Raw genomic sequence first — 18372 nt, 5'->3', positions numbered from 1 at the left:
CAAGAATGTGTCATGCGAGTTGTTCAGCGCTCCATGTTCAAAGGCGTCATTCTCTTCTGGTTAAGTGGTGCAAGGAGAGACCAGATCAGTCGTCCATGTGAGTTGAAGGGCAGTGGCTGAGGAGGCCGATCCCGAAGCGACTATCCCTTTCACTCTTGTCCCTGGGACTGATCTGGTGTTCTCGCCCGCCCCTTGTCTCTGGGCTTTCACCTCGTCCAGCCACACTGCTGACAGGTCGTGTGGCACCACCATACGTCTATGGGGGAGAGACGGTGGACGCTCATATACAGGACCTGATCCATCCATTGGGCTTCGGAGGCCGCGTCCGAAAGGCCATCTTGTACGCGTGCACAACCATCGCAGACCAGGATGAGGGTTCGTCCCATCCAGGGGCGGGGTGAATTCGCACCGTCAGACTCGTTCCGGAGATTCCCCGCAATACCACCTGGCAGCCATGCAGGCATAGTACGGCTTGATATACGCTGTTTGGAGAAACGAGGGAACTCGTAAATTCCGCAATAGGGCGATGAATTTGTACCAGGCCCGGGCACGTTGGGCAGGTTGCGGTGATTATGTCGTGGTCACAATTCGATGTGAGATTGCATACTTGATCAGATCCGCGGTGCTTTGCAGTTTGAGTTGTTCCATGATCTGTCCCTTGTGAAACTCAACGGTCCGGGAGGAGATGTTCAAAATGCTCGCGATGTCTTTTGCCGTGCGGCCTTCGGTAAGGAGCTGTAAGACTTCCCGTTGTCGCAGGGTGAGGCCGTCCGCGCCGCCAGGCTTCCGCGGGGTCTTGGACAGGAAGACGTCCAGAAGATCTTTTGTGATGAGCGGGGTGATGTAGGAGTGTCCTGCGAGGACCGCGCGAATCGCCTGCTCCAGCTCATCCACCGCCGAGCGTTTGAGCACATAAGCGGAGGCCCCTGCTTCGAATGCGGCACGGACGTACTCGGTGTCGGCATGCATCGTGACAAAAATGAGTTTGGCCTGCGGGCAGCACTGTTTGAGTTGCTCGGCAGCATCGATGCCGTTCAGCAGCGGCATTGACACATCTAGAATGATGATGTCCGGCTGCAGAGCTTTGGCCGACTCCAGGAGGGCGCGTCCATCCGTTGCCGTGCCGACAAGGGTGTAGTCGCCTTCAAGGATTCGTCGAAACCCCTCGATGATGAGGTTGTGATCGTCGGCCAAGAGAATGCTGGGTTTATGCATCGAAGTCCTCCCTGTTGCGCGGAATCTCGACCCGGATGTGAGTCCCTTGGCCAGGGGTTGAGTCGATATCCAGGCGTCCTTTGGCGAGGCGCACGCGTTCTTTCATGCTGAGCAGTCCGAGATGGGTCCCGGTGTGGGCGAGGCGGGCGGCGTTGAATCCCACGCCGTTGTCCCGCACTGAGAGGCACACCAGATCGTCGTCACAGATCAATTCCACCTCCACGTGGGAGGCCTGCGCATGGCGGACAATGTTGCTCAGGCTTTCCTGGACGACACGGTAGATGCAGATGGCCAATTCCGTGGGCAGGACCGTGGTGGGGTCTTGATGGACATATGTGTTTGTGATGCTGTTGCGATTGGAGTAGTCGTCGAGGAGCCGCCGGACCGCCTTTACCAGTCCCAAATCGTCCAGGATGGACGGGTGGAAGCGATACGCCATCTGTCGCACGTCGTCGGAGATCGACGTGAGCCGTTCGGATACGAGACGAATCACCGAACGGAGTTCCTGTGGGTCTGAGGAAGGATCCTTTTCCGCCTGCCGTAGATCCATCGAGAGCATGGCGAGCCGTTGGTTGATATCGTCGTGCAGGTCACGGGAGAGCCGCCGCCGGTCTTCTTCTTGGGCGGTGAGCAGCTTCCCGGCCAGAGCGCGGAGATCCTCGCGGCTCTGCTGCAGTTCACGCTGGTTGGCTTGCAACACGGCCTCGCTGGCTCGGAGCGATTGCTCCGTTTCGATCCGATCGGCGATTTCCTCAACCAGCGCGTGGTTGACTGCCGCGAGTTCCTGTGTGCGAGTCCGTACCCGTGCTTCAAGATCGTCGTGCGCCCGCCGGAGCGTTTCTTCCGCTCTCCGCCGGTGAAGGAAAAAGAGTACCGGCAACCAGATGGCGGTGAGGCTGAACAGGCGGTTAGTCACTCCCATCCAGAGCGGCACGCCGTCGAGCGTCGGGCTCAGGACTACGTCGGCCATCGTCAGCACGGAGCAGATGGAGGCTGTGATCAACGGGCCGGTGCGATTCGGCAGCAGGAAGGAGAGAATGACCAGCCCTCCGTAGAGGACGCCGTTTCCGATTCCCAGCGGAAGGTAGAGGTCGAGGCAAAAGAGCGCGATCCCCAGGCCGATGATCGCCAGTCGCAGTCGTCGATTGGCATTGTATGCCATGAAACGCCTCGCAGGCCGGTATTATCTGACTAACTGGGACCGGGCATCAAGGGCCGTGATCAGGACCCGGGCTGTTTCGCCGTGGGCGAGACTTTCCGCTGGAGCTCGGCGAGGCGATTGAGGGCGTCCAGGGGCGTCATGGAGAAGAGATCGATCTGCCGGACTTCTTCGACGATGGCGTGCGGTTGCGGGAGCGGCGGTGTGGTGTGCTGGGCCGGCTTGGTCTGCTGAATCGTCGTCGCCTCCGGCTGCTCAAGTTGGGCCAGCACATCCCGGGCGCGGCCGATGACCGATTCCGGGAGACCTGCCAGCCTGGCCACGTGGATGCCGTAGCTGCGGTCGGCCCCGCCGGCCACAATTTTCCGGAGAAAGACTACGTCCCCGTCCACTTCTCGGACATCGACTCGATAATTTCTAATTCCTTCCCGTTGCTGCTCCAACTGCGTCATCTCGTGGTAATGCGTGGCGAAGAGGGTCCGTGCGCCCAGATGCCGCCGGTCGTGGATATACTCCGCGACCGCCCAGGCGATGCTGAGTCCGTCATAGGTGCTGGTGCCCCGACCGATTTCGTCCAGCAGAATGAGGCTGCGCACCGTGGCGCTATGGAGAATGGTGGCGGTCTCCACCATTTCGACCATGAACGTGCTGTGGCCGCTGGCCAGGTTGTCCGAAGCTCCGACCCTGGTGAAGATGCGGTCCACGATGCCGATCCTGGCTTCCGCCGCCGGCACGAAACTGCCGATCTGGGCGAGCAGCACGATCAAGGCGACCTGGCGGAGATACGTGCTTTTTCCCGCCATGTTCGGCCCGGTGAGGATCAGCAGCCGGTGCGATTCCAGATTCAACTGCGTGTCGTTGGGAACGAAGGCCATGTCTTCGCTCAGCCGCTCGACCACGGGGTGGCGGCCCCCGCGAAGGTCAATGGCACCGCTTTCGTCGATGACCGGTTTTGTATACTGATTGAGCGCGGCGGTTTCGGCGAGGCCCGCCAGCACGTCGATCAGGGACAGCTTGCCCGCCATCTCCTGGAGCCGGTTGGCCTGTTCCGCCAGCCGTATGCGCAGTTGGGCAAACAGGTCCTGTTCCAGCGCCAGGAGTTTCACCTCGGCGCCGGTGACCCGCTCTTCGAGCCCTTTCAGCTCAGGAGTCATGAACCGCTCGGCGTTGACCAGCGTCTGTTTGCGGATAAAGTCGGCCGGCACGCGGGCCAGGTTCGCCTTGGTGATTTCAATGTAGTAGCCGAAGACCTGGTTGTAGCGGACCTTCAACGATTCGATGCCGGTGCGCTCTCGCTCTTTTGCCTCCAGCGCGGCGATCCAGTGCTTGCCTTCCTTGGCGGCCTTCCGGAGCTCGTCCACTTCCGCATGATAGCCCTCGCGAATGACGCCGCCTTCCCGCACCGAAAGGGGCGCATCCGCTTGGATCGCCTGTTCGATCAGTTCGTAGAGGTCCCGCCCGTCGTCCCAGGATGAGCGCGCCTCCACCAGCAGGGGGCTCGAAAGTGACTGCAATTGCGCGGCGATTTCCGGAAAGGTCGCGAGCGATTGCTTCAGGGCCAGAATTTCACGAGGGCCTGCCACACCGAGAACGATCCGTCCGCTGAGGCGGGAGATGTCCTGGACGTCCCGCAGCGCCGACCGCAAGGCGACGCGCGCCTGCATGCAATCTTTGAGTTCTCCGACTGCGTCCAGCCTGGCCCTGATGGCGTCACAGTGAATCAAGGGTCGCACGAGCCATTGGCGCAAGAGCCGGCTGCCCATTGCCGTCACGGTTCGATCGAGCACCGATAAGAGAGTGGCCGGCTTCGCTCCCGGCCCTTCTTCCAGCGCCCCCATCGGCTTGAGGAGTTCAAGGTTCCGAATCGTCACGCTGTCCAGATGCATCGCGTCCGTTGTGCGGCGCACGCGCGGCCGGCGGATATGATCGAGCGGGGCCGTCGGTTGCGTCTCACGAAAATAGTCCAGCACCGCGCCTGCCGCCCCGATGCCCGCCGTCAGCCCCTGGCAGCCGAAAGCGTCCAGGGAGTGGACGTGGAATTGGTCCTGGAGCAGCCGCGCAGCCCGCTGTTGGTCGAACGAAGCTGCCGAGCGCTCGCAGAGCCGGGCGTTGCGGATCTGGTCGAGCCACGACTGATTCTCTCGATCCGGCAAAGGGCTGAAGAGGATCTCGCGAGGCTCCAGCCCGGCCAATTCGTCCAGCACTTGCGAGGAGGCCTGATCGCCTTGAAACTCGGTCACCACAAACTCCCCTGTCGACACCTCGAGCATGGCGAGGCCGATCACCGGCTGGTGTTTGGCGGTGGTTCCAACAGAGACGGCGGCCAGGAAGTTCGACTCGACCGGCGAGAGAAACTCCGTCTCCACGAGCGTGCCGGGCGTGTAGAGACGGACCACTTCCCGCCGTACCAGCCCTTTGGCCAGTTTCGGGTCTTCGACCTGCTCGCACAACGCGACGGTGCGTCCGGCTTTGAGCAGCTTGGCGATATAGCCGGTGGCGGCATGGTACGGGACGCCGCAGAGCGGGACCGGCTCCGGGCTGTTTTTGTCCCGCGAGGTCAGGGCAATGGAGAGGAGGCGCGAGGCCTCCTGCGCGTCCTGATAAAACATTTCATAGAAGTCGCCGACGCGGAAAAACAGAATGGCCTGCGGGTACCCGCGCTTGATCTCCCGGTATTGTCGCATGAGCGGGCTGGCATCGTGGTCACTCATCGACGAGGTCCTGTGTCGGTTCGGTCGGCGGCGGAGAGGCAGCGCGGCCCGTCAGTTTTTCGACTGATTGGCGCGCCCGTTCAAGATCGACCTCGAGCTCCTGAAGCGCTTTCGTTTTCCGCCGCAGCTCGATCCGTCCCCGGACCCACGGCGGAAACAGCAGGATGCCGGACACGAGCAAGCCGACGGCGAAGGCGGTGAGGATCGGCTTGTAGATCGGCGTGGAGGCTTCCAGCAATCCGAAGAAGTAGCGGAGGGTGACTTCCTGCTCCTGATTTTGGAGGAAAAAGGCGAGGGAGAGGAGCAGGAGGATGCCGACGAGAATCAATCGAATCATGGCTGCCGGCGCCTCCCTGTTCCGCTGTGCGTGCGTGTTGCCTGTGTCGTCGGCACGGTTGGGGCCCGGTGAGGGGTATGTCGGAGTTCCTCCAGGAGGCGAGCGGATTGCGGCCCTCCTGCGAGGAGGTGCGCTGCTCTCGTCGTCGGACTCTTATGCCGCAGCGTAATCTCCAGCCGGTCTGCAGGGAGCAGCGTCGGAAACTTGTCGGCCCATTCGATGGCCGTCACGGTGTGACCTTGAAAGTAGTCGCCTAAACCGATGGACTCGGCGTCGGCGTCGGAGCGAAGCCGGTATAGATCCACATGCACCAGGGGGAGACGGCCCTGATATTCATGGATCAGCACAAAGGTCGGGCTGCTCACCGCGCTTGGCGGCACACCGAGGCCGGCGGCGATGCCGCGTACCAGGGCGGTCTTGCCGGCGCCCAATTCACCGGAGAGGGCCAAGGTTTCTCCTCCTGCGAGGGCGCGTCCGATGGCCCGGCCGAAGGCCTCCGTGGCGGCGCGCGAGGAGAGCGCGAGGGTCCACTCTGAGGCCGGCGCACGAGGCGCGGACTGAGGCCTGCGGGCCTTCTTCGTTCTGCTGATCGACATGCGGCTACGTCGAACCAAGAGTGTTGAGCGCATGGGGAATCTGTTCGATCACATCTCCGGCAATCATGCCGGCTTGTCCATTCACCTCGGCGGCAAGGTCGCCGGCGAGTCCATGCAGATACGTTGCGGCGCAAGCTGCGTCCCACGAGGTCAGGCCCTGGGCGAGTAATCCCGCCATCATGCCGGTCAGGACATCACCGGTTCCGGCGGTGGCCATACCGGGGTTGCCGGTCGGACAGATCGCCACCAGGCCATCTGGTCTGGCAATGACGGTTCTGGCCCCTTTCAGCACGAGGTAGACGCCCCGTTCTCTGGCAAAGCGTGTGGCCGTGCCGATGCGGTCGGCATTGACGGATTGGACGGTTGCATCCGTCTCCAGCCTGGCCATCTCGCCCGGATGCGGCGTGAGAATGGGGGGAATCGTGCATTCGGTCAACAGGGTGGCCCGTCCGGCGAGGGCATTCAGCGCATCGGCATCGAGGACGGCCGGCCGGTCGAGTTGCTTGATGAGAGCCTGCGTCAGCTCCACCGTTTCCGGATGGGTCGAGAGCCCCGGTCCGATGGCAACGGCAGTTCGTGCGGTGATAAAGGCCTTCAGGCGATCACACGCGGCGCGTGCAAAGGTATGGGCTTTGGTGTCCGGCATCGGCATCGTCATGGCTTCGAGGAGCTTCGCTTCCAGGACAGCGTTCATGCTTGTCGGGATTGCCACGGTTACCAGCCCGGCTCCTACTCGTAGCGCGGCTTTTGCGCACATGGCGGCGGCCCCGGTCTTTCCGACTGAGCCGGCGATGATGCCCGCATGGCCGAAGGTCCCTTTGTGGTTGGAGAGTCGGCGCGAGGGGAGGACGGACCGGACAAACGGGGCGGTAATCACGCTGATCCGGCTGTCAATGGCATCGACATAGGCCGGTGGAATGCCGATATCGACGATCTCCACGCGGCCGGCGTGGTCGATGCCGTGATTCTGGAACAGGCCCAGCTTCGGCAGGCCGAAGGTCACGGTCAGGTCGGCTTTTACCGCCCGCCCCAATACTACCCCGGTGTCGGCGTGAATACCTGAAGGGAGATCGACCGCGACGGTCAGGCGGCGGGCCTGATTGATGCTATCGATGGCGTCACCGTAACGGCCGGTTACTTCTGAAGAGAGTCCGGTGCCCAGCAAGGCATCGACGATGACGTCGCTGTCATGAAGGATGGACCGGGCCTGGTTTGCGGAGGCAAAGGGTTTGATGGCCGTTTTCCCGGCGGCGCGCACGAGCTGCCGGTACATGGCGGCGGCATCGCGGCTCAATTCTGTCAACGGAGCCAACGCGAGGATGCGGACTTTCGCGCGCTGTTTGTGAAGCAGGCGGCCGACAACGAATCCGTCGCCTCCGTTGTTCCCTTTCCCGCAGAGAATCGCGACGGTCTTGCCGCGCAACGAGCCCAGTTGTTGTTCGAGGCAGGCCACCACGCCAGTTCCCGCCCGCTCCATCAGGGTTGTGCCTGGCACACCGGCCTCCTCAATCGTCCGACGATCGAGAGATTGCATCTGTGCGGCTGTGACAATCTTCATCATTGTGGATCAACGCCGGCACGGTGGCCGCGCAGCCGGGGGGGCGTCGGAAGCGATCCGCGTGGTGTGACCTGTTGGTGTGGCGTCATAGCCTGATTCCGCTGCCCGGGTAATGCGACGCCGACGGGCTGGCTAGCTCAGCAAGGCTTTCATCTCTTTGACTGCCTGGTCGAGGCCGACGAGGACGGCACGGGCGATGATGCTGTGCCCGATGTTGTATTCGACAATCTCCGGAATATGCGTGAGCCGCTTGACGTTGCGGTAATTCAACCCATGGCCCGCGTTCACGCCCATGCCTAATTTATACGCGAGCTTCGCGGCCTGGGTGATGGCTTCAAACTCGGCATCCGCTTCCTTTGACCGGGTCGCGTTGGCATAGCGGCCTGTATGGAGTTCGATGAAGTCCGCCGAGATCTTGTGGGCGGCTTTGATCTGATTGAGGTCCGGTTCGACAAACAGGCTGACCGGGATCCCTCCGTCGTGCAGCATGGCCACAATAGTCTGGACCCTGTCTTTGTGCCCGACGGCATCGAGGCCGCCTTCTGTCGTGAGTTCCTGCCGTTTTTCCGGGACAAGCGTCACCAGGTCCGGCTTGACCGTCAGTGCGATCTTCGCCATGGCCTCGTCCGCCGCCATTTCCAAATCGAGCTTCGTGCGGACGATTTCCCGCAAGAGCTGCAGGTCCTTGTCCTGAATGTGCCGCCGGTCTTCGCGCAAGTGGACGACGAGGCCGTCGGCCCCCGCCAGTTCCACGAGGATGGCGGCGGCCAGCGGATCCGGGTCGGTTCCGCCTCGGGCCTGGCGAAGTGTCGCGACGTGGTCGATGTTGACGCCCAGCCTGGCCATGAATTCTCCCTGAGACCGTTCGGATACCGGGGAACACCCTGTACGTGATGGGGAAAACCGAGGCATTATTAGCAGAAGGCGCGAGGCGGAGCAAGATTGAGCGGCGCAGCAGGCCCCGGTTGACCCCCTTAAGGGGCTCAATCTGGATTTGGATCGGAACCCCACAGAATCACAAGACAAATTGACTCAACGGAGGCCCTCCATTAGAATAGGCCCTTCTTGACGGCCGACGAGCCCTCAGACGAGTGAGGCGCGGCCGGAAGTGGGGTTCCGTTCACAGTAAAGGATTGTCATGGGTTTGGGCGATGGGTTTTATCGGTTAAAGCGGCTCCCTCCTTACGTCTTTGCACAAGTTCAGGCTCTCAAGCTGGAAGCGCGTCAGCGCGGGGAAGATGTGATCGACTTCGGGATGGGTAATCCCGATCAGCCGACACCTCCCCATATCGTCGAGAAACTGATCGAAGCGGCGCGCAAGGGCAAGAATCATCGCTACTCCGCGTCACGCGGCATTACCAAGCTGCGCCACGCGATCTGTGGCTGGTACAAGCGGAATTACAATGTGGAGTTGGATCCGGAGACGGAAGCGATCGTGACGATCGGCTCCAAGGAAGGGCTCGCCCATCTTGCGTTGGCGATGATCGGCCCAGGCGATGTCGTGCTGACTCCCACGCCGACCTACCCGATCCATATGTACAGCTTTATCATTGCCGGCGGCGAAGTGCGCGGGATTGAATTGCGGCAGGACAGCGACTTCTTCGAAGATCTGCAGCGGGTGTATCGGCAGACGATCCCGCGTCCCAAGATCCTCGTGATCAATTTTCCGCATAATCCGACGACGGCGGTGGTCGATATCGGGTTCTTCAAGAAGATTGTGGCATTTGCAAAAGAAAACAATGTCATCGTCATTCACGACCTGGCTTACGCCGATCTGGTGTTCGACGGCTATAAGGCGCCGAGCTTTTTGCAGGTTCCCGGGGCGAAGGATGTCGGGGTGGAGTTTTATACCCTGTCCAAGGCCTACAATATGCCGGGCTGGCGGGTGGGATTCTGCGTCGGCAATCGTGAAGTGGTCGGGGCCTTGGCCAAGATCAAGAGCTATCTCGACTATGGCATCTTTCAGCCCATTCAGATTGCGAGCGTCATCGCGCTCAATGGTCCGCAAGACTGCGTCAAAGAGACGGTGCTCCGTTATCAGAAACGGCGGGATGTCTTGGTCGGCGGGTTGAACCGCATCGGGTGGGAGGTGCCCAAGCCGCTCGCGACCATGTTTGTCTGGGCGCGGATCCCCGAGGCCTACCGGCATCTCGGGTCCTTGGAGTTCTCCAAGCTCCTGTTGCGCGAGGCCAAGGTGGCCGTGTCCCCCGGCATCGGGTTCGGTGAAGGGGGCGATGAATACGTGCGGTTCGGCCTGGTTGAAAATGAGCACCGGACGCGTCAGGCCGTGCGGGGGATTAAGAAGGCTCTGAAGCTCGAAGGATCGGAAGAATGAAGTCTCGTATCGGAGTCGGTCTCATCGGGTTTGGAACGGTGGGCACCGGGGTTGCCAAGGTGTTGTTCGAGAACGCGGCGCTGATCAGCCGCCGTGTCGGCGTGCCGGTCGAGTTGCTCCGGATCGCCGATCTCGATATCACGCGCGATCGCGGCGTCGCTGTGCCGGCCGGCGTACTCACGACGGATGCCAGGCAGGTACTGACCGATCCGGCGATCGATATTGTGATCGAGCTGGTCGGCGGGTATGACTTCGCGAAGCGCGTTATCCTCGAGGCCATTGCCGCCGGCAAGCATGTCGTGACCGCGAACAAGGCGTTGCTCGCTCTGCACGGCGAGGAAATTTTCGAGGCCGCCTCCCGCCAGGGCGTCGATCTGGGGTTCGAGGCCAGTGTCGGGGGCGGGATTCCGGTCATCCGGGCTCTGACGGAAGGGTTGGCGGCGAATCGCATTGAGTCGATCTACGGCATCATCAACGGCACGTCAAACTACATTCTGTCCCGGATGACGCACGAGGGTCAGAGCTTCGACGCGATCCTCAAGGATGCGCAGCAAGCCGGCTATGCCGAAGCGGATCCGACCTTTGACGTGGCCGGGATCGATTCGGCGCACAAGCTGGCTATTCTGGTGGGGTTAGCCTACGGCACGCCGGTGAACGTCAAAGATATCTATACCGAAGGCATCACGCACATCACGCCGACCGATATTGCCTATGCCAAAGAGTTTGGCTACACGATCAAGCTGCTGGGCATTGCCAAGCTCGTCGATGGGGAAGTGGATGCCCGAGTCCATCCGACCATGGTGCCGATGGCCGATCCGATCGCCAAGGTGGACGGGGTCTACAACGCGATTCAGCTGGTCGGCGATGCCGTGGGGGATGTGATGTTGTATGGCCGTGGGGCGGGATCGATGCCGACCGGCAGCGCCGTCGTCAGCGACGTGATCGCCATCGGGCGCAATCTGTTGAAAGGGGCTGCCGGGCGCGTGCCGCCGGCCTCGTTCCAGCGGGACCAGCGCCGGCCGATCCGGATGAAGCCGATCGAGGAAATCAGTTCGCTCTACTATCTGCGCTTCATGGTGGTGGATCGCCCCGGTGTGTTGGCGCAGATTGCGGGGGAGCTGGGCCGGTGCGGAATCAGCATTTCCTCGATGTTGCAACAGGGCCGGCGAGAGGGCCAGACCGTGCCGGTGGTCATCAAGACGCATATGGCGCAGGAGCGGGATGTTCAGGCGGCGCTCCGTGAGATCAACCGCAAGGCTTTTGTGTCGGAACCGGCGACGCTGATTCGGGTGGAAGGGAAGGATGAGTGATCAGATGACTCGTTGGCGCGGCATCATTGAGGAATATCGGAAGTTTCTCCCGGTGACGGAGAAGACTCCGGTGATCAGTCTGGGAGAGGGTCATACGCCGTTGATTCAGGCCTCACGATTGGCCAAGGCCATCGCCCCCGGCGTCGATCTCTATCTGAAATTCGAAGGCGCCAACCCGACCGGTTCATTTAAAGACCGGGGCATGACCATGGCCATTTCCAAGGCCGTCGAGAAAGGGGCGCGGGCCGTCATGTGCGCGTCCACCGGCAATACCTCGGCCTCGGCCGCGGCCTATGGAGCGAGAGCCGGTCTGGCCGTCTATGTCCTGATCCCGGCGGGGAAAATTGCCCTGGGGAAATTGTCTCAGGCCATGATGCATCAGGCGACTGTTATCCAGATCGAAGGCAATTTCGATCAAGCGCTCACGATCGTCAAAGATCTTTCCCTCACCCATCATATCGAGCTCGTCAATTCCATCAATCCGTTCCGCATCGAAGGTCAGAAAACCGCGGCCTTCGAAGTCTGCGATCAGCTGGGCGATGCGCCGGGCCTGCACGTGCTTCCCGTCGGCAACGCCGGCAACATCACGGCCTATTGGAAGGGCTATCAAGAGTATCGGGGGGCCAATCAGACGACCAAGCTTCCGCGCATGATGGGGTTCCAGGCCGCGGGCGCTGCTCCCATGGTGCTCGGTCGCATCGTGGAGCAGCCGCAAACGATTGCCACGGCGATCCGTATCGGGAACCCGGCGAGCTGGGCCGCCGCGTCCAAGGCGGTCGAGGAATCGTCGGGGGCCATCGACATGGTGACGGACGAGGAAATTCTCCAGGCCTATTCGCTGGTCGCGGCGACCGAAGGGGTCTTTTGCGAGCCGGCTTCGGCTGCGTCGGTGGCCGGGGTGACGAAATTGGGCCGCGCGGGAAAGCTGCGGGAAGGGGAGACGGTGGTCTGTACGCTGACCGGTCACGGGTTGAAAGACGCCGATACGGCCATCGGGATATCCAAACCGCCGCTGACTGTCAAGGCGACGCGCGAAGATGTCGCCCGTTTGTTAAACGCATGACGCCTGTCGGATGACTTATGAAATATGTGATTCTTCATGCCGGTGGAATGGCCGATCAGCCCCGCGAAGAGCTGGGCGGGCGGACTCCTTTGCAGGCTGCCGCCACGCCGCACCTCGATCGGCTGGCGCAAATCGGTGAACTGGGCCTTCTGGCGACCGCCGCCGACGGGAGCCGCCATGGAAGCGGACTCAGCGGGACCGCGATCCTCGGCTATGATCCTAAAAAGTACTATCAAGGACCCGGCCCTTTCGAGGCGGCGAGTCTCGGGGTGTCGGTCACCGAGCACGATGTGGTCTACCGCTGCACCATGGTGACGTTGAAACCCGAGGGCGGCCAGGTCGGCGCGGAGATCAAGAAATTGGGGCCGCATGTCGTCATGGACGATGCGACCGCCGGGCTGATCGAGACGGACGAGGCGCGGGAATTGATTGAGGCCATCAACGAACAATTGGGGTCCGAGACGATTCAGTTCTACCCAGGCGCCGGCCACCGTCATGTGATGGTGTGGGTAAACGGGAAGCCTCGGGCTGTGTGTGTCGATCCGCAGCTCGTGCATGGCCGTACGATCGCCGATTCTCTGCCGACGGGGGACGGGGCCGACATTCTGAAAAAATTGATGGATGCCTCCTATGTGATCTTGCGGGATCATCCGGTCAATGAGGAGCGGATGGCGGCCGGCAAAAAGCCGGCGAATTGCGTATGGCTCTGGGGTGAAGGCCGTGCCGCGCTCTGGCCCAGCCTCGCCGAGCGATTCCAGGTGTCCGGTTCCGTCGTCACGTCGAGCGATGTGTATCGCGGCGTCGGGATTTGTGCGGGGTTGGAGGCGCCTGATCCATCCACGCTTCAACACGGGGGACTGAAGGCCAGGGCCGCCGTGGCGCTGGCGGAATTGTCCAGGAAAGACTTTGTCTATCTGCACGCCGAACTCGCTGACGCCGTGGTGCATGGGACCGATCTCAACGCGAATGTTCAGGGCATTGAAGAGTTTGACCGCGAGCTGGTCGGTCCCCTTCTCGAAGGGTTGGGGAAAATGGGGCCGTACCGCTTTGTCGTGTTGTGCGATCATGGTGAAGGCCGGCGGGGGCAGGCGTTCTATGCGTTCGGCGAGGGCACCGGCAGCGGCGCACCCGCAGCGGGGCGGCGTTTTACGGAAGCCGATGCCCAGGCGTCCAAGGCTCCGGTCCGGGACGCCACGAAGTTTGCAACCAAGCTATTTGCCAAGGGGTAATTGGGTGGCGTTGATCGTTCAGAAATATGGCGGGACGTCGGTGGGCACCATCGAGCGGATCCACAGAGTGGCGGATCGCGTCGCGCAGGCTCATCGCGCGGGCGATCAGGTTGTGGTGGTGTTGTCCGCGATGAGTGGCGAGACGGATCGACTGGTGAAGCTGGCTCACGAAGCCACCCCGATGCCGGATGAGCGTGAGATGGACATGCTGCTCTCCACCGGCGAGCGCGTGACCATTGCGCTCCTGGCGATGGATTTGCGGGGCCGCGGCATCAATGCGCGATCGTTCACAGGACGGCAGGTCGGCATCATCACCGATAGCGCCCATACCAAGGCCCGGATTGCCCGCGTCACGGCGGATCGGTTGCGTGAGGCGCTGGCCCAAGGCATCATTCCCGTCGTGGCGGGGTTTCAGGGGATCAACGCGCAGTCGGATGTGACCACGCTGGGCCGGGGAGGATCCGATCTCTCCGCCGTGGCGCTGGCCGCGGCATTGAAAGCCGATCGCTGCATTATCTTCACCGACGTGGACGGCGTCTACACCGCCGATCCCAACGTGGTGCCGGCGGCCAGGCGCATCGACAAGATTGCCTATGAAGAAATGCTGGAAATGGCCAGTCTCGGCGCCAAGGTGTTGCAGACCCGGTCGGTCGAATTCGCGGCGAAGTTCAATGTCCCGGTCGAGGTCAATTCGAGTTTCAAAGAAGGAAAGGGGACTCTCGTGACACGTGAAGATGCGGATATGGAAGCGGTCGCGGTTGCCGGTGTCACGGGCGACCGGAATCAAGCGAAGATTACGATAGTCGGCGTCCCTGACAAGCCGGGCATCGCTGCGCGGATCTTCGGGCCGGTGGCGCAGGCCCATGTCAATGTCGACATGATCATCCAGAACATGGGGCAGGATTCGCTGACCGATCTCTCGTTTACCGTTCCCCGCGCGGATTTGCGCAAGGCGACGCCGATCATTCAAAGCGTGGCCAAGGATATTGAAGCCAAGTCCGTGTCGATCACGGAAGCGATCGCCAAGGTGTCGCTGATCGGCGTAGGGATGCGTTCGCATTCCGGTGTGGCGGCGAAGATGTTCGAGGTGTTGTCCCGTGAAGGGATCAACATCCTGATGATCAGCACCTCGGAGATCAAGATTTCCTGCGTCATTGATGAGAAGTACCTTGAGTTGGCGATGCGTTCGCTCCATTCGGCGTTCGGCCTCGATCAGGTTTCCCAGGGAGACCATCCGGCGAAATAAAGGCCCCGCGTTGTGACACGTCTCGACAGATCGCAGTGCCTCTTGTTAGGGTATTAAGCTATGGCTAAACAATCCCCACAGGCCCGGAATGCCCGTCAGGCAGACGAACGGAAGACGCTCGTCGTCCCGCGACTGTCCGCCGAGCGAACCGCCGCCCTGGAAATTTACGATACGACGCTCCGCGATGGGGCGCAGGCCGAAGATGTGAGCTTTTCGGCTGAGGATAAGGTGCGTGTCGCGCAGAAGCTGGACGAACTCGGCGTGCACTATATCGAAGGCGGCTGGCCGGGGGCGAATCCGAAAGACATCGAGTTCTTCCGGATGATCAAGGCCATCCCGTTCAAACATGCGTCCGTCATTGCCTTCGGCTCGACGCGGAAAGCCAGCAATTCAGTCAGCAAAGACCCGAATCTCAAGGCGCTGCTCGCGGCGGAGACGAAGACGATCACGCTGTTCGGGAAAACCTGGTCGTTGCACGTGACCGATGCGCTGGGCATTTCGCTTGCCAAGAACCTCGAATTGATCGGTGATTCCATCGCCTATCTCAAGAGTAAAGGGCGGCGGGTCTTCTACGATGCCGAACACTTCTTTGACGGGTACAAGACGAATCCGGAATATGCGCTCAACACCGTCCGCGAAGCCGTTGAAGCCGGCGCCGAACGGGTGATTCTCTGCGACACGAACGGCGGCACGATGCCCTGGGAAATCCGGGAGATTTGCGAAGTGGTGCGGCGCGAATGTGCGGTGCCGCTCGGCATCCATGCGCACAATGATTGCGAAATGGCGGTGGCGAATTCGCTGATCGCGATTGAAACCGGCATTGTGCAGGTGCAGGGGACGATCAACGGCATCGGGGAGCGATGCGGCAACGCCAATCTCTGTTCGATCATTCCCAATCTCGAATTGAAGATGCGCCGGCCTGCGCTCAACGACGGGCTCAGTCATCTGAAGACGGTCTCCGGCTTTGTGACGGAGATTGCCAATCATATGCCCAACAAGCACCAGCCGTATGTGGGCGATTCCGCCTTCGCGCACAAAGGCGGCGTCCATATTCATGCGGTGCTGAAAAATGCGGCGACCTACGAGCATATCGACCCGGCCCTGGTGGGCAACCGCCAGCGGGTGCTCGTCTCGGATTACGCGGGGCGCAGCGGCCTCTTGGAAAAGCTCGAAGCCTACGGCATCAAACTCACGAAGGATCATGCCAAACTTCAAGAATTGGTGGATACCCTGAAGGACCACGAAAATCAGGGCTACCAGTTCGAGGGGGCCGAGGGATCCTTCGAGCTCTTGATGCGCAAAGCGATGGCAACCCACAAGCCGTCGTTCCAGTTGCTGGGATACCGGGTCATCGTGGAAAAGAAACAGGAGACGGGCGCACCCTTGTCCGAGGCAACGGTCATGGTCAAAGTCGGGGGGGTGATCGAGCATACCGCTGCGGTCGGCGCAGGTCCTGTGAATGCCCTCGACCATGCGCTGCGCAAGGCTTTGGAGAAATTCTATCCTCAACTGCGCGAGGTCAAGCTGCTCGACTATAAAGTGCGGGTCTTGGCCGCCAATAAGGGAACGGAATCGAAGGTGCGCGTCCTCATCGAGTCCGGCGACCACAAGGACAAATGGGGAACGGTGGGGGTGTCGGAGAACATCATGGAAGCCACCTGGCAGGCGCTGGCCGATAGCATCGAGTACAAGCTCCTAGCGAAAGATTAGCCATCCGTCCTCCGAAGATCTTGATATTTATTCTTGACAGACTTCATAACCTCACGTAACTTAAGCAAAACTTTCCGTACATGAAGAACAGTTTCGAGGGAAATTGTGAACGGGAATGTGCAGTGGTTGCGTAGGGGGGTGGCATGAGGAAGGCTGATATCGCGAACGAGATTTTCAAGCAGGTCGGTATTTCAAAAAATGAAGCAGCGGATATCGTCGAGCTCGTGTTGAATCTTCTGAAAGGTGTGCTGCAAAAGGGGGACTCGGTCAAGATCGCAGGATTCGGCAACTTCGTCGTTCGGAGCAAGGGATCGCGCAAAGGGCGGAACCCTCGCACTGGAGAAGAAATTGGGATTACCCCGCGGCGTGTGGTTACGTTCCGGCCTAGCCAAGTCTTTAAGAAGTACGTCAATTCGTAACGGGCACCCTATCTCCAACATGGACCGCACCGTGAGGGCCGGTCATGGGGACTGAACCCAGGCTGGGGAGCAAGGTCTTCTACAAAATCGGGGAAGTCAGTCGGCTGACCAAGCTTCCTGCGTACGTCCTTCGATTCTGGGAATCCGAATTCAGCTTTCTCAAACCCAAGAAAAGCCGAGGCAACCAGCGTCTGTACATTCAACGGGATATTGAGACCGTGCTCGAAATCAAGCGGATGCTGTACGAGGAAGGGCATACGCTGGAAGGGGTCAAGCGATATTGGGTCAGACGCGGACGGGCCGCCTCACGGCCGCTCAGTGCGAAGGAAATGGCCAAGAAACTCAGGGGAGATCTTCAGGCAATCGTGAAAATCCTCGAATCGAACAATCGATAGTCGATCCCGTCATTTCCCATTGCCTTTCCATGGTTTCCCAAGCGACAATAGGGCCGGTCAGCACATAAGAACATGTCGGGGCGTAGCGCAGCCCGGTAGCGTACTCGCTTGGGGTGCGAGTGGTCGTGGGTTCAAATCCCGCCGCCCCGACCAATTTTCAGTTACACAAGCCGAACCGAAGCACGTACGGCAGCCGGGCCATCGAAGCCTCGCTGCCGTCCAAGAGACAGTCCGGCACGGATGGGAAAAGCTGCCTCGCGCAGCTTTTTTTGTGACTCGATCACGATGCGCATTCTGGTGACGAATGACGATGGGATCCACTCCCCTGGTCTGACGGCTCTGGCCGAGGCGCTGGCTGCGCTGGGCGAGGTGTGGGTCGTCGCGCCGGATCGGGAACGCACGGCCGTGGCGCACGCCGTCACGCTGCATAAACCGCTTCGTGTGCATCGGCTCGCGCCGCGCACTTTTTCCGTCAACGGCACTCCGGTCGATTGCGTCAACCTGGCCTTGCTCAAAGTGATGCCGAAGCCGCCCGCCGTGGTGGTGTCGGGAATCAACAAAGGAGTGAATCTCGGAGACGATGTGTTGTATTCGGGCACCGTCTCTGCGGCCATGGAGGGAACGATTCTGGGCATTCCGTCGATTGCGGTGTCGCAGGAGGGGCGGGACTCGTTCCGGTTTTCCGTCGGGGCGGAGTATGCCGCGCGGGTTGTGCGTCTGGTCCTTGCGCATGGCTTGCCGGAAGAAACGTTGCTGAACGTGAATGTGCCGAATCGTCCTCAGCGTTCGATCAAGGGCGTACGCGTGACCTGCCTGAGCCGGCGGCGTTTCGACAACCCGATCATCGAGAAGCTCGACCCGCACGGGCGCAAGTATTACTGGATTGCGGGCACGCGCATCTCGTGGAGCCGGAGCCGGGATGCCGACCATGAAGCGATCGAGGAGGGGCGCGTCTCCATTACGCCGATCCGCCTGGACAGTACGGACCATGCCGTGCTGGATCGGTTTCGCGCCTGGGTGCCGATGATCCAGGCAAAGCCGGCGGATCCGAAGAAGCGAGTGCGCGCCGCGGCTGGGCGAAAGGGGTAA

At 61.0% G+C, this 18372-nt stretch carries 16 protein-coding genes and 1 tRNA gene; 10 read left to right on the top strand and 7 right to left on the bottom strand.

Annotated elements, in window-relative coordinates:
• Window positions 1-570: 570 nt before the first annotated feature.
• From ACO9S2_RS06160 to ACO9S2_RS06130, 7 genes are all read right to left on the bottom strand, one after another.
• Complete coding sequence (locus ACO9S2_RS06160; protein ID WP_423721069.1) at window positions 571-1215, bottom strand: response regulator; 645 nt, start codon at window positions 1213-1215, stop codon at window positions 571-573.
• Window positions 1208-2377: an ATP-binding protein gene (locus ACO9S2_RS06155; protein WP_423721068.1), complete on the bottom strand. Its 1170-nt coding sequence runs from the start codon at window positions 2375-2377 to the stop codon at window positions 1208-1210. The genes ACO9S2_RS06160 and ACO9S2_RS06155 overlap by 8 nt, the downstream gene beginning before the upstream one ends.
• Before the next feature lie 59 nt (window positions 2378-2436).
• Entirely contained in the window at window positions 2437-5085 is a 2649-nt protein-coding gene (mutS, locus tag ACO9S2_RS06150) for a DNA mismatch repair protein MutS (RefSeq protein ID WP_423721067.1), read from the bottom strand.
• Window positions 5078-5422 (bottom strand): LapA family protein, encoded by a 345-nt coding sequence (locus ACO9S2_RS06145; protein ID WP_423721066.1) that lies wholly within the window; start codon window positions 5420-5422, stop codon window positions 5078-5080. The genes mutS and ACO9S2_RS06145 overlap by 8 nt, the downstream gene beginning before the upstream one ends.
• Window positions 5419-6018: a tRNA (adenosine(37)-N6)-threonylcarbamoyltransferase complex ATPase subunit type 1 TsaE gene (gene tsaE, locus ACO9S2_RS06140; RefSeq protein ID WP_423721065.1), complete on the bottom strand. Its 600-nt coding sequence runs from the start codon at window positions 6016-6018 to the stop codon at window positions 5419-5421. Before tsaE ends, ACO9S2_RS06145 begins: the two co-directional genes overlap by 4 nt.
• Window positions 6019-6022: 4 nt before the next feature.
• Complete coding sequence (locus ACO9S2_RS06135; RefSeq protein WP_423721567.1) at window positions 6023-7576, bottom strand: NAD(P)H-hydrate dehydratase; 1554 nt, start codon at window positions 7574-7576, stop codon at window positions 6023-6025.
• Window positions 7577-7708: 132 nt separating this feature from the next.
• Complete coding sequence (locus ACO9S2_RS06130) at window positions 7709-8422, bottom strand: pyridoxine 5'-phosphate synthase (protein WP_423721064.1); 714 nt, start codon at window positions 8420-8422, stop codon at window positions 7709-7711.
• 292 nt (window positions 8423-8714) lie between these two features.
• Between ACO9S2_RS06130 and alaC the strand changes: the two genes are divergently transcribed.
• From alaC to surE, 10 genes are all read left to right on the top strand, one after another.
• Window positions 8715-9911: an alanine transaminase gene (gene alaC / locus ACO9S2_RS06125; protein ID WP_423721063.1), complete on the top strand. Its 1197-nt coding sequence runs from the start codon at window positions 8715-8717 to the stop codon at window positions 9909-9911.
• Window positions 9908-11221: a homoserine dehydrogenase gene (locus ACO9S2_RS06120; RefSeq protein ID WP_423721062.1), complete on the top strand. Its 1314-nt coding sequence runs from the start codon at window positions 9908-9910 to the stop codon at window positions 11219-11221. The genes alaC and ACO9S2_RS06120 overlap by 4 nt, the downstream gene beginning before the upstream one ends.
• Before the next feature lie 4 nt (window positions 11222-11225).
• Window positions 11226-12284, top strand: coding sequence for a threonine synthase (thrC, locus tag ACO9S2_RS06115; protein ID WP_423721566.1), 1059 nt, complete (start codon window positions 11226-11228; stop codon window positions 12282-12284).
• 17 nt (window positions 12285-12301) lie between these two features.
• A complete protein-coding gene (gene apgM, locus ACO9S2_RS06110) occupies window positions 12302-13513 on the top strand; it encodes a 2,3-bisphosphoglycerate-independent phosphoglycerate mutase (protein WP_423721061.1) in 1212 nt (403 codons plus the stop codon).
• Window positions 13514-13517: 4 nt separating this feature from the next.
• Window positions 13518-14759 carry an aspartate kinase gene (locus ACO9S2_RS06105; RefSeq protein WP_423721060.1) on the top strand — a complete coding sequence of 414 codons (1242 nt, stop codon included), beginning with the start codon at window positions 13518-13520 and terminating at the stop codon, window positions 14757-14759.
• A 60-nt stretch (window positions 14760-14819) separates the two neighbouring features.
• Complete coding sequence (gene cimA, locus ACO9S2_RS06100; RefSeq protein ID WP_423721059.1) at window positions 14820-16469, top strand: citramalate synthase; 1650 nt, start codon at window positions 14820-14822, stop codon at window positions 16467-16469.
• A gap of 143 nt (window positions 16470-16612) precedes the next feature.
• Window positions 16613-16888, top strand: coding sequence for an integration host factor subunit alpha (locus ACO9S2_RS06095; protein ID WP_423721058.1), 276 nt, complete (start codon window positions 16613-16615; stop codon window positions 16886-16888).
• A gap of 44 nt (window positions 16889-16932) precedes the next feature.
• Window positions 16933-17283 carry a MerR family transcriptional regulator gene (locus ACO9S2_RS06090; RefSeq protein ID WP_423721057.1) on the top strand — a complete coding sequence of 117 codons (351 nt, stop codon included), beginning with the start codon at window positions 16933-16935 and terminating at the stop codon, window positions 17281-17283.
• 76 nt (window positions 17284-17359) lie between these two features.
• Window positions 17360-17436, top strand: a tRNA-Pro gene (locus tag ACO9S2_RS06085).
• A gap of 132 nt (window positions 17437-17568) precedes the next feature.
• Window positions 17569-18372, top strand: coding sequence for a 5'/3'-nucleotidase SurE (gene surE / locus ACO9S2_RS06080; protein ID WP_423721565.1), 804 nt, complete (start codon window positions 17569-17571; stop codon window positions 18370-18372).

It is taken from the genome of Nitrospira sp. NS4 (assembly GCF_049546785.1).
Classification (GTDB): domain Bacteria; phylum Nitrospirota; class Nitrospiria; order Nitrospirales; family Nitrospiraceae; genus Nitrospira_D.
The sequence above is the reverse complement of the archived record's forward strand: the minus strand, read 5'-3'. Positions and strand labels throughout refer to the sequence as shown.

Coding starts and splice junctions, on each gene's coding strand:
- tsaE (WP_423721065.1), bottom strand. CDS start 6,018: ATGTCGATCAGCAGAACGAAGAAGGCCCGCAGGCCTCAGTCCGCGCCT.
- thrC (WP_423721566.1), top strand. CDS start 11,226: ATGACTCGTTGGCGCGGCATCATTGAGGAATATCGGAAGTTTCTCCCG.
- ACO9S2_RS06160 (WP_423721069.1), bottom strand. CDS start 1,215: ATGCATAAACCCAGCATTCTCTTGGCCGACGATCACAACCTCATCATC.
- cimA (WP_423721059.1), top strand. CDS start 14,820: ATGGCTAAACAATCCCCACAGGCCCGGAATGCCCGTCAGGCAGACGAA.
- ACO9S2_RS06135 (WP_423721567.1), bottom strand. CDS start 7,576: ATGAAGATTGTCACAGCCGCACAGATGCAATCTCTCGATCGTCGGACG.
- alaC (WP_423721063.1), top strand. CDS start 8,715: ATGGGTTTGGGCGATGGGTTTTATCGGTTAAAGCGGCTCCCTCCTTAC.
- ACO9S2_RS06155 (WP_423721068.1), bottom strand. CDS start 2,377: ATGGCATACAATGCCAATCGACGACTGCGACTGGCGATCATCGGCCTG.
- ACO9S2_RS06095 (WP_423721058.1), top strand. CDS start 16,613: ATGAGGAAGGCTGATATCGCGAACGAGATTTTCAAGCAGGTCGGTATT.
- surE (WP_423721565.1), top strand. CDS start 17,569: ATGCGCATTCTGGTGACGAATGACGATGGGATCCACTCCCCTGGTCTG.
- mutS (WP_423721067.1), bottom strand. CDS start 5,085: ATGAGTGACCACGATGCCAGCCCGCTCATGCGACAATACCGGGAGATC.
- apgM (WP_423721061.1), top strand. CDS start 12,302: ATGAAATATGTGATTCTTCATGCCGGTGGAATGGCCGATCAGCCCCGC.
- ACO9S2_RS06120 (WP_423721062.1), top strand. CDS start 9,908: ATGAAGTCTCGTATCGGAGTCGGTCTCATCGGGTTTGGAACGGTGGGC.
- ACO9S2_RS06090 (WP_423721057.1), top strand. CDS start 16,933: ATGGGGACTGAACCCAGGCTGGGGAGCAAGGTCTTCTACAAAATCGGG.
- ACO9S2_RS06130 (WP_423721064.1), bottom strand. CDS start 8,422: ATGGCCAGGCTGGGCGTCAACATCGACCACGTCGCGACACTTCGCCAG.
- ACO9S2_RS06145 (WP_423721066.1), bottom strand. CDS start 5,422: ATGATTCGATTGATTCTCGTCGGCATCCTCCTGCTCCTCTCCCTCGCC.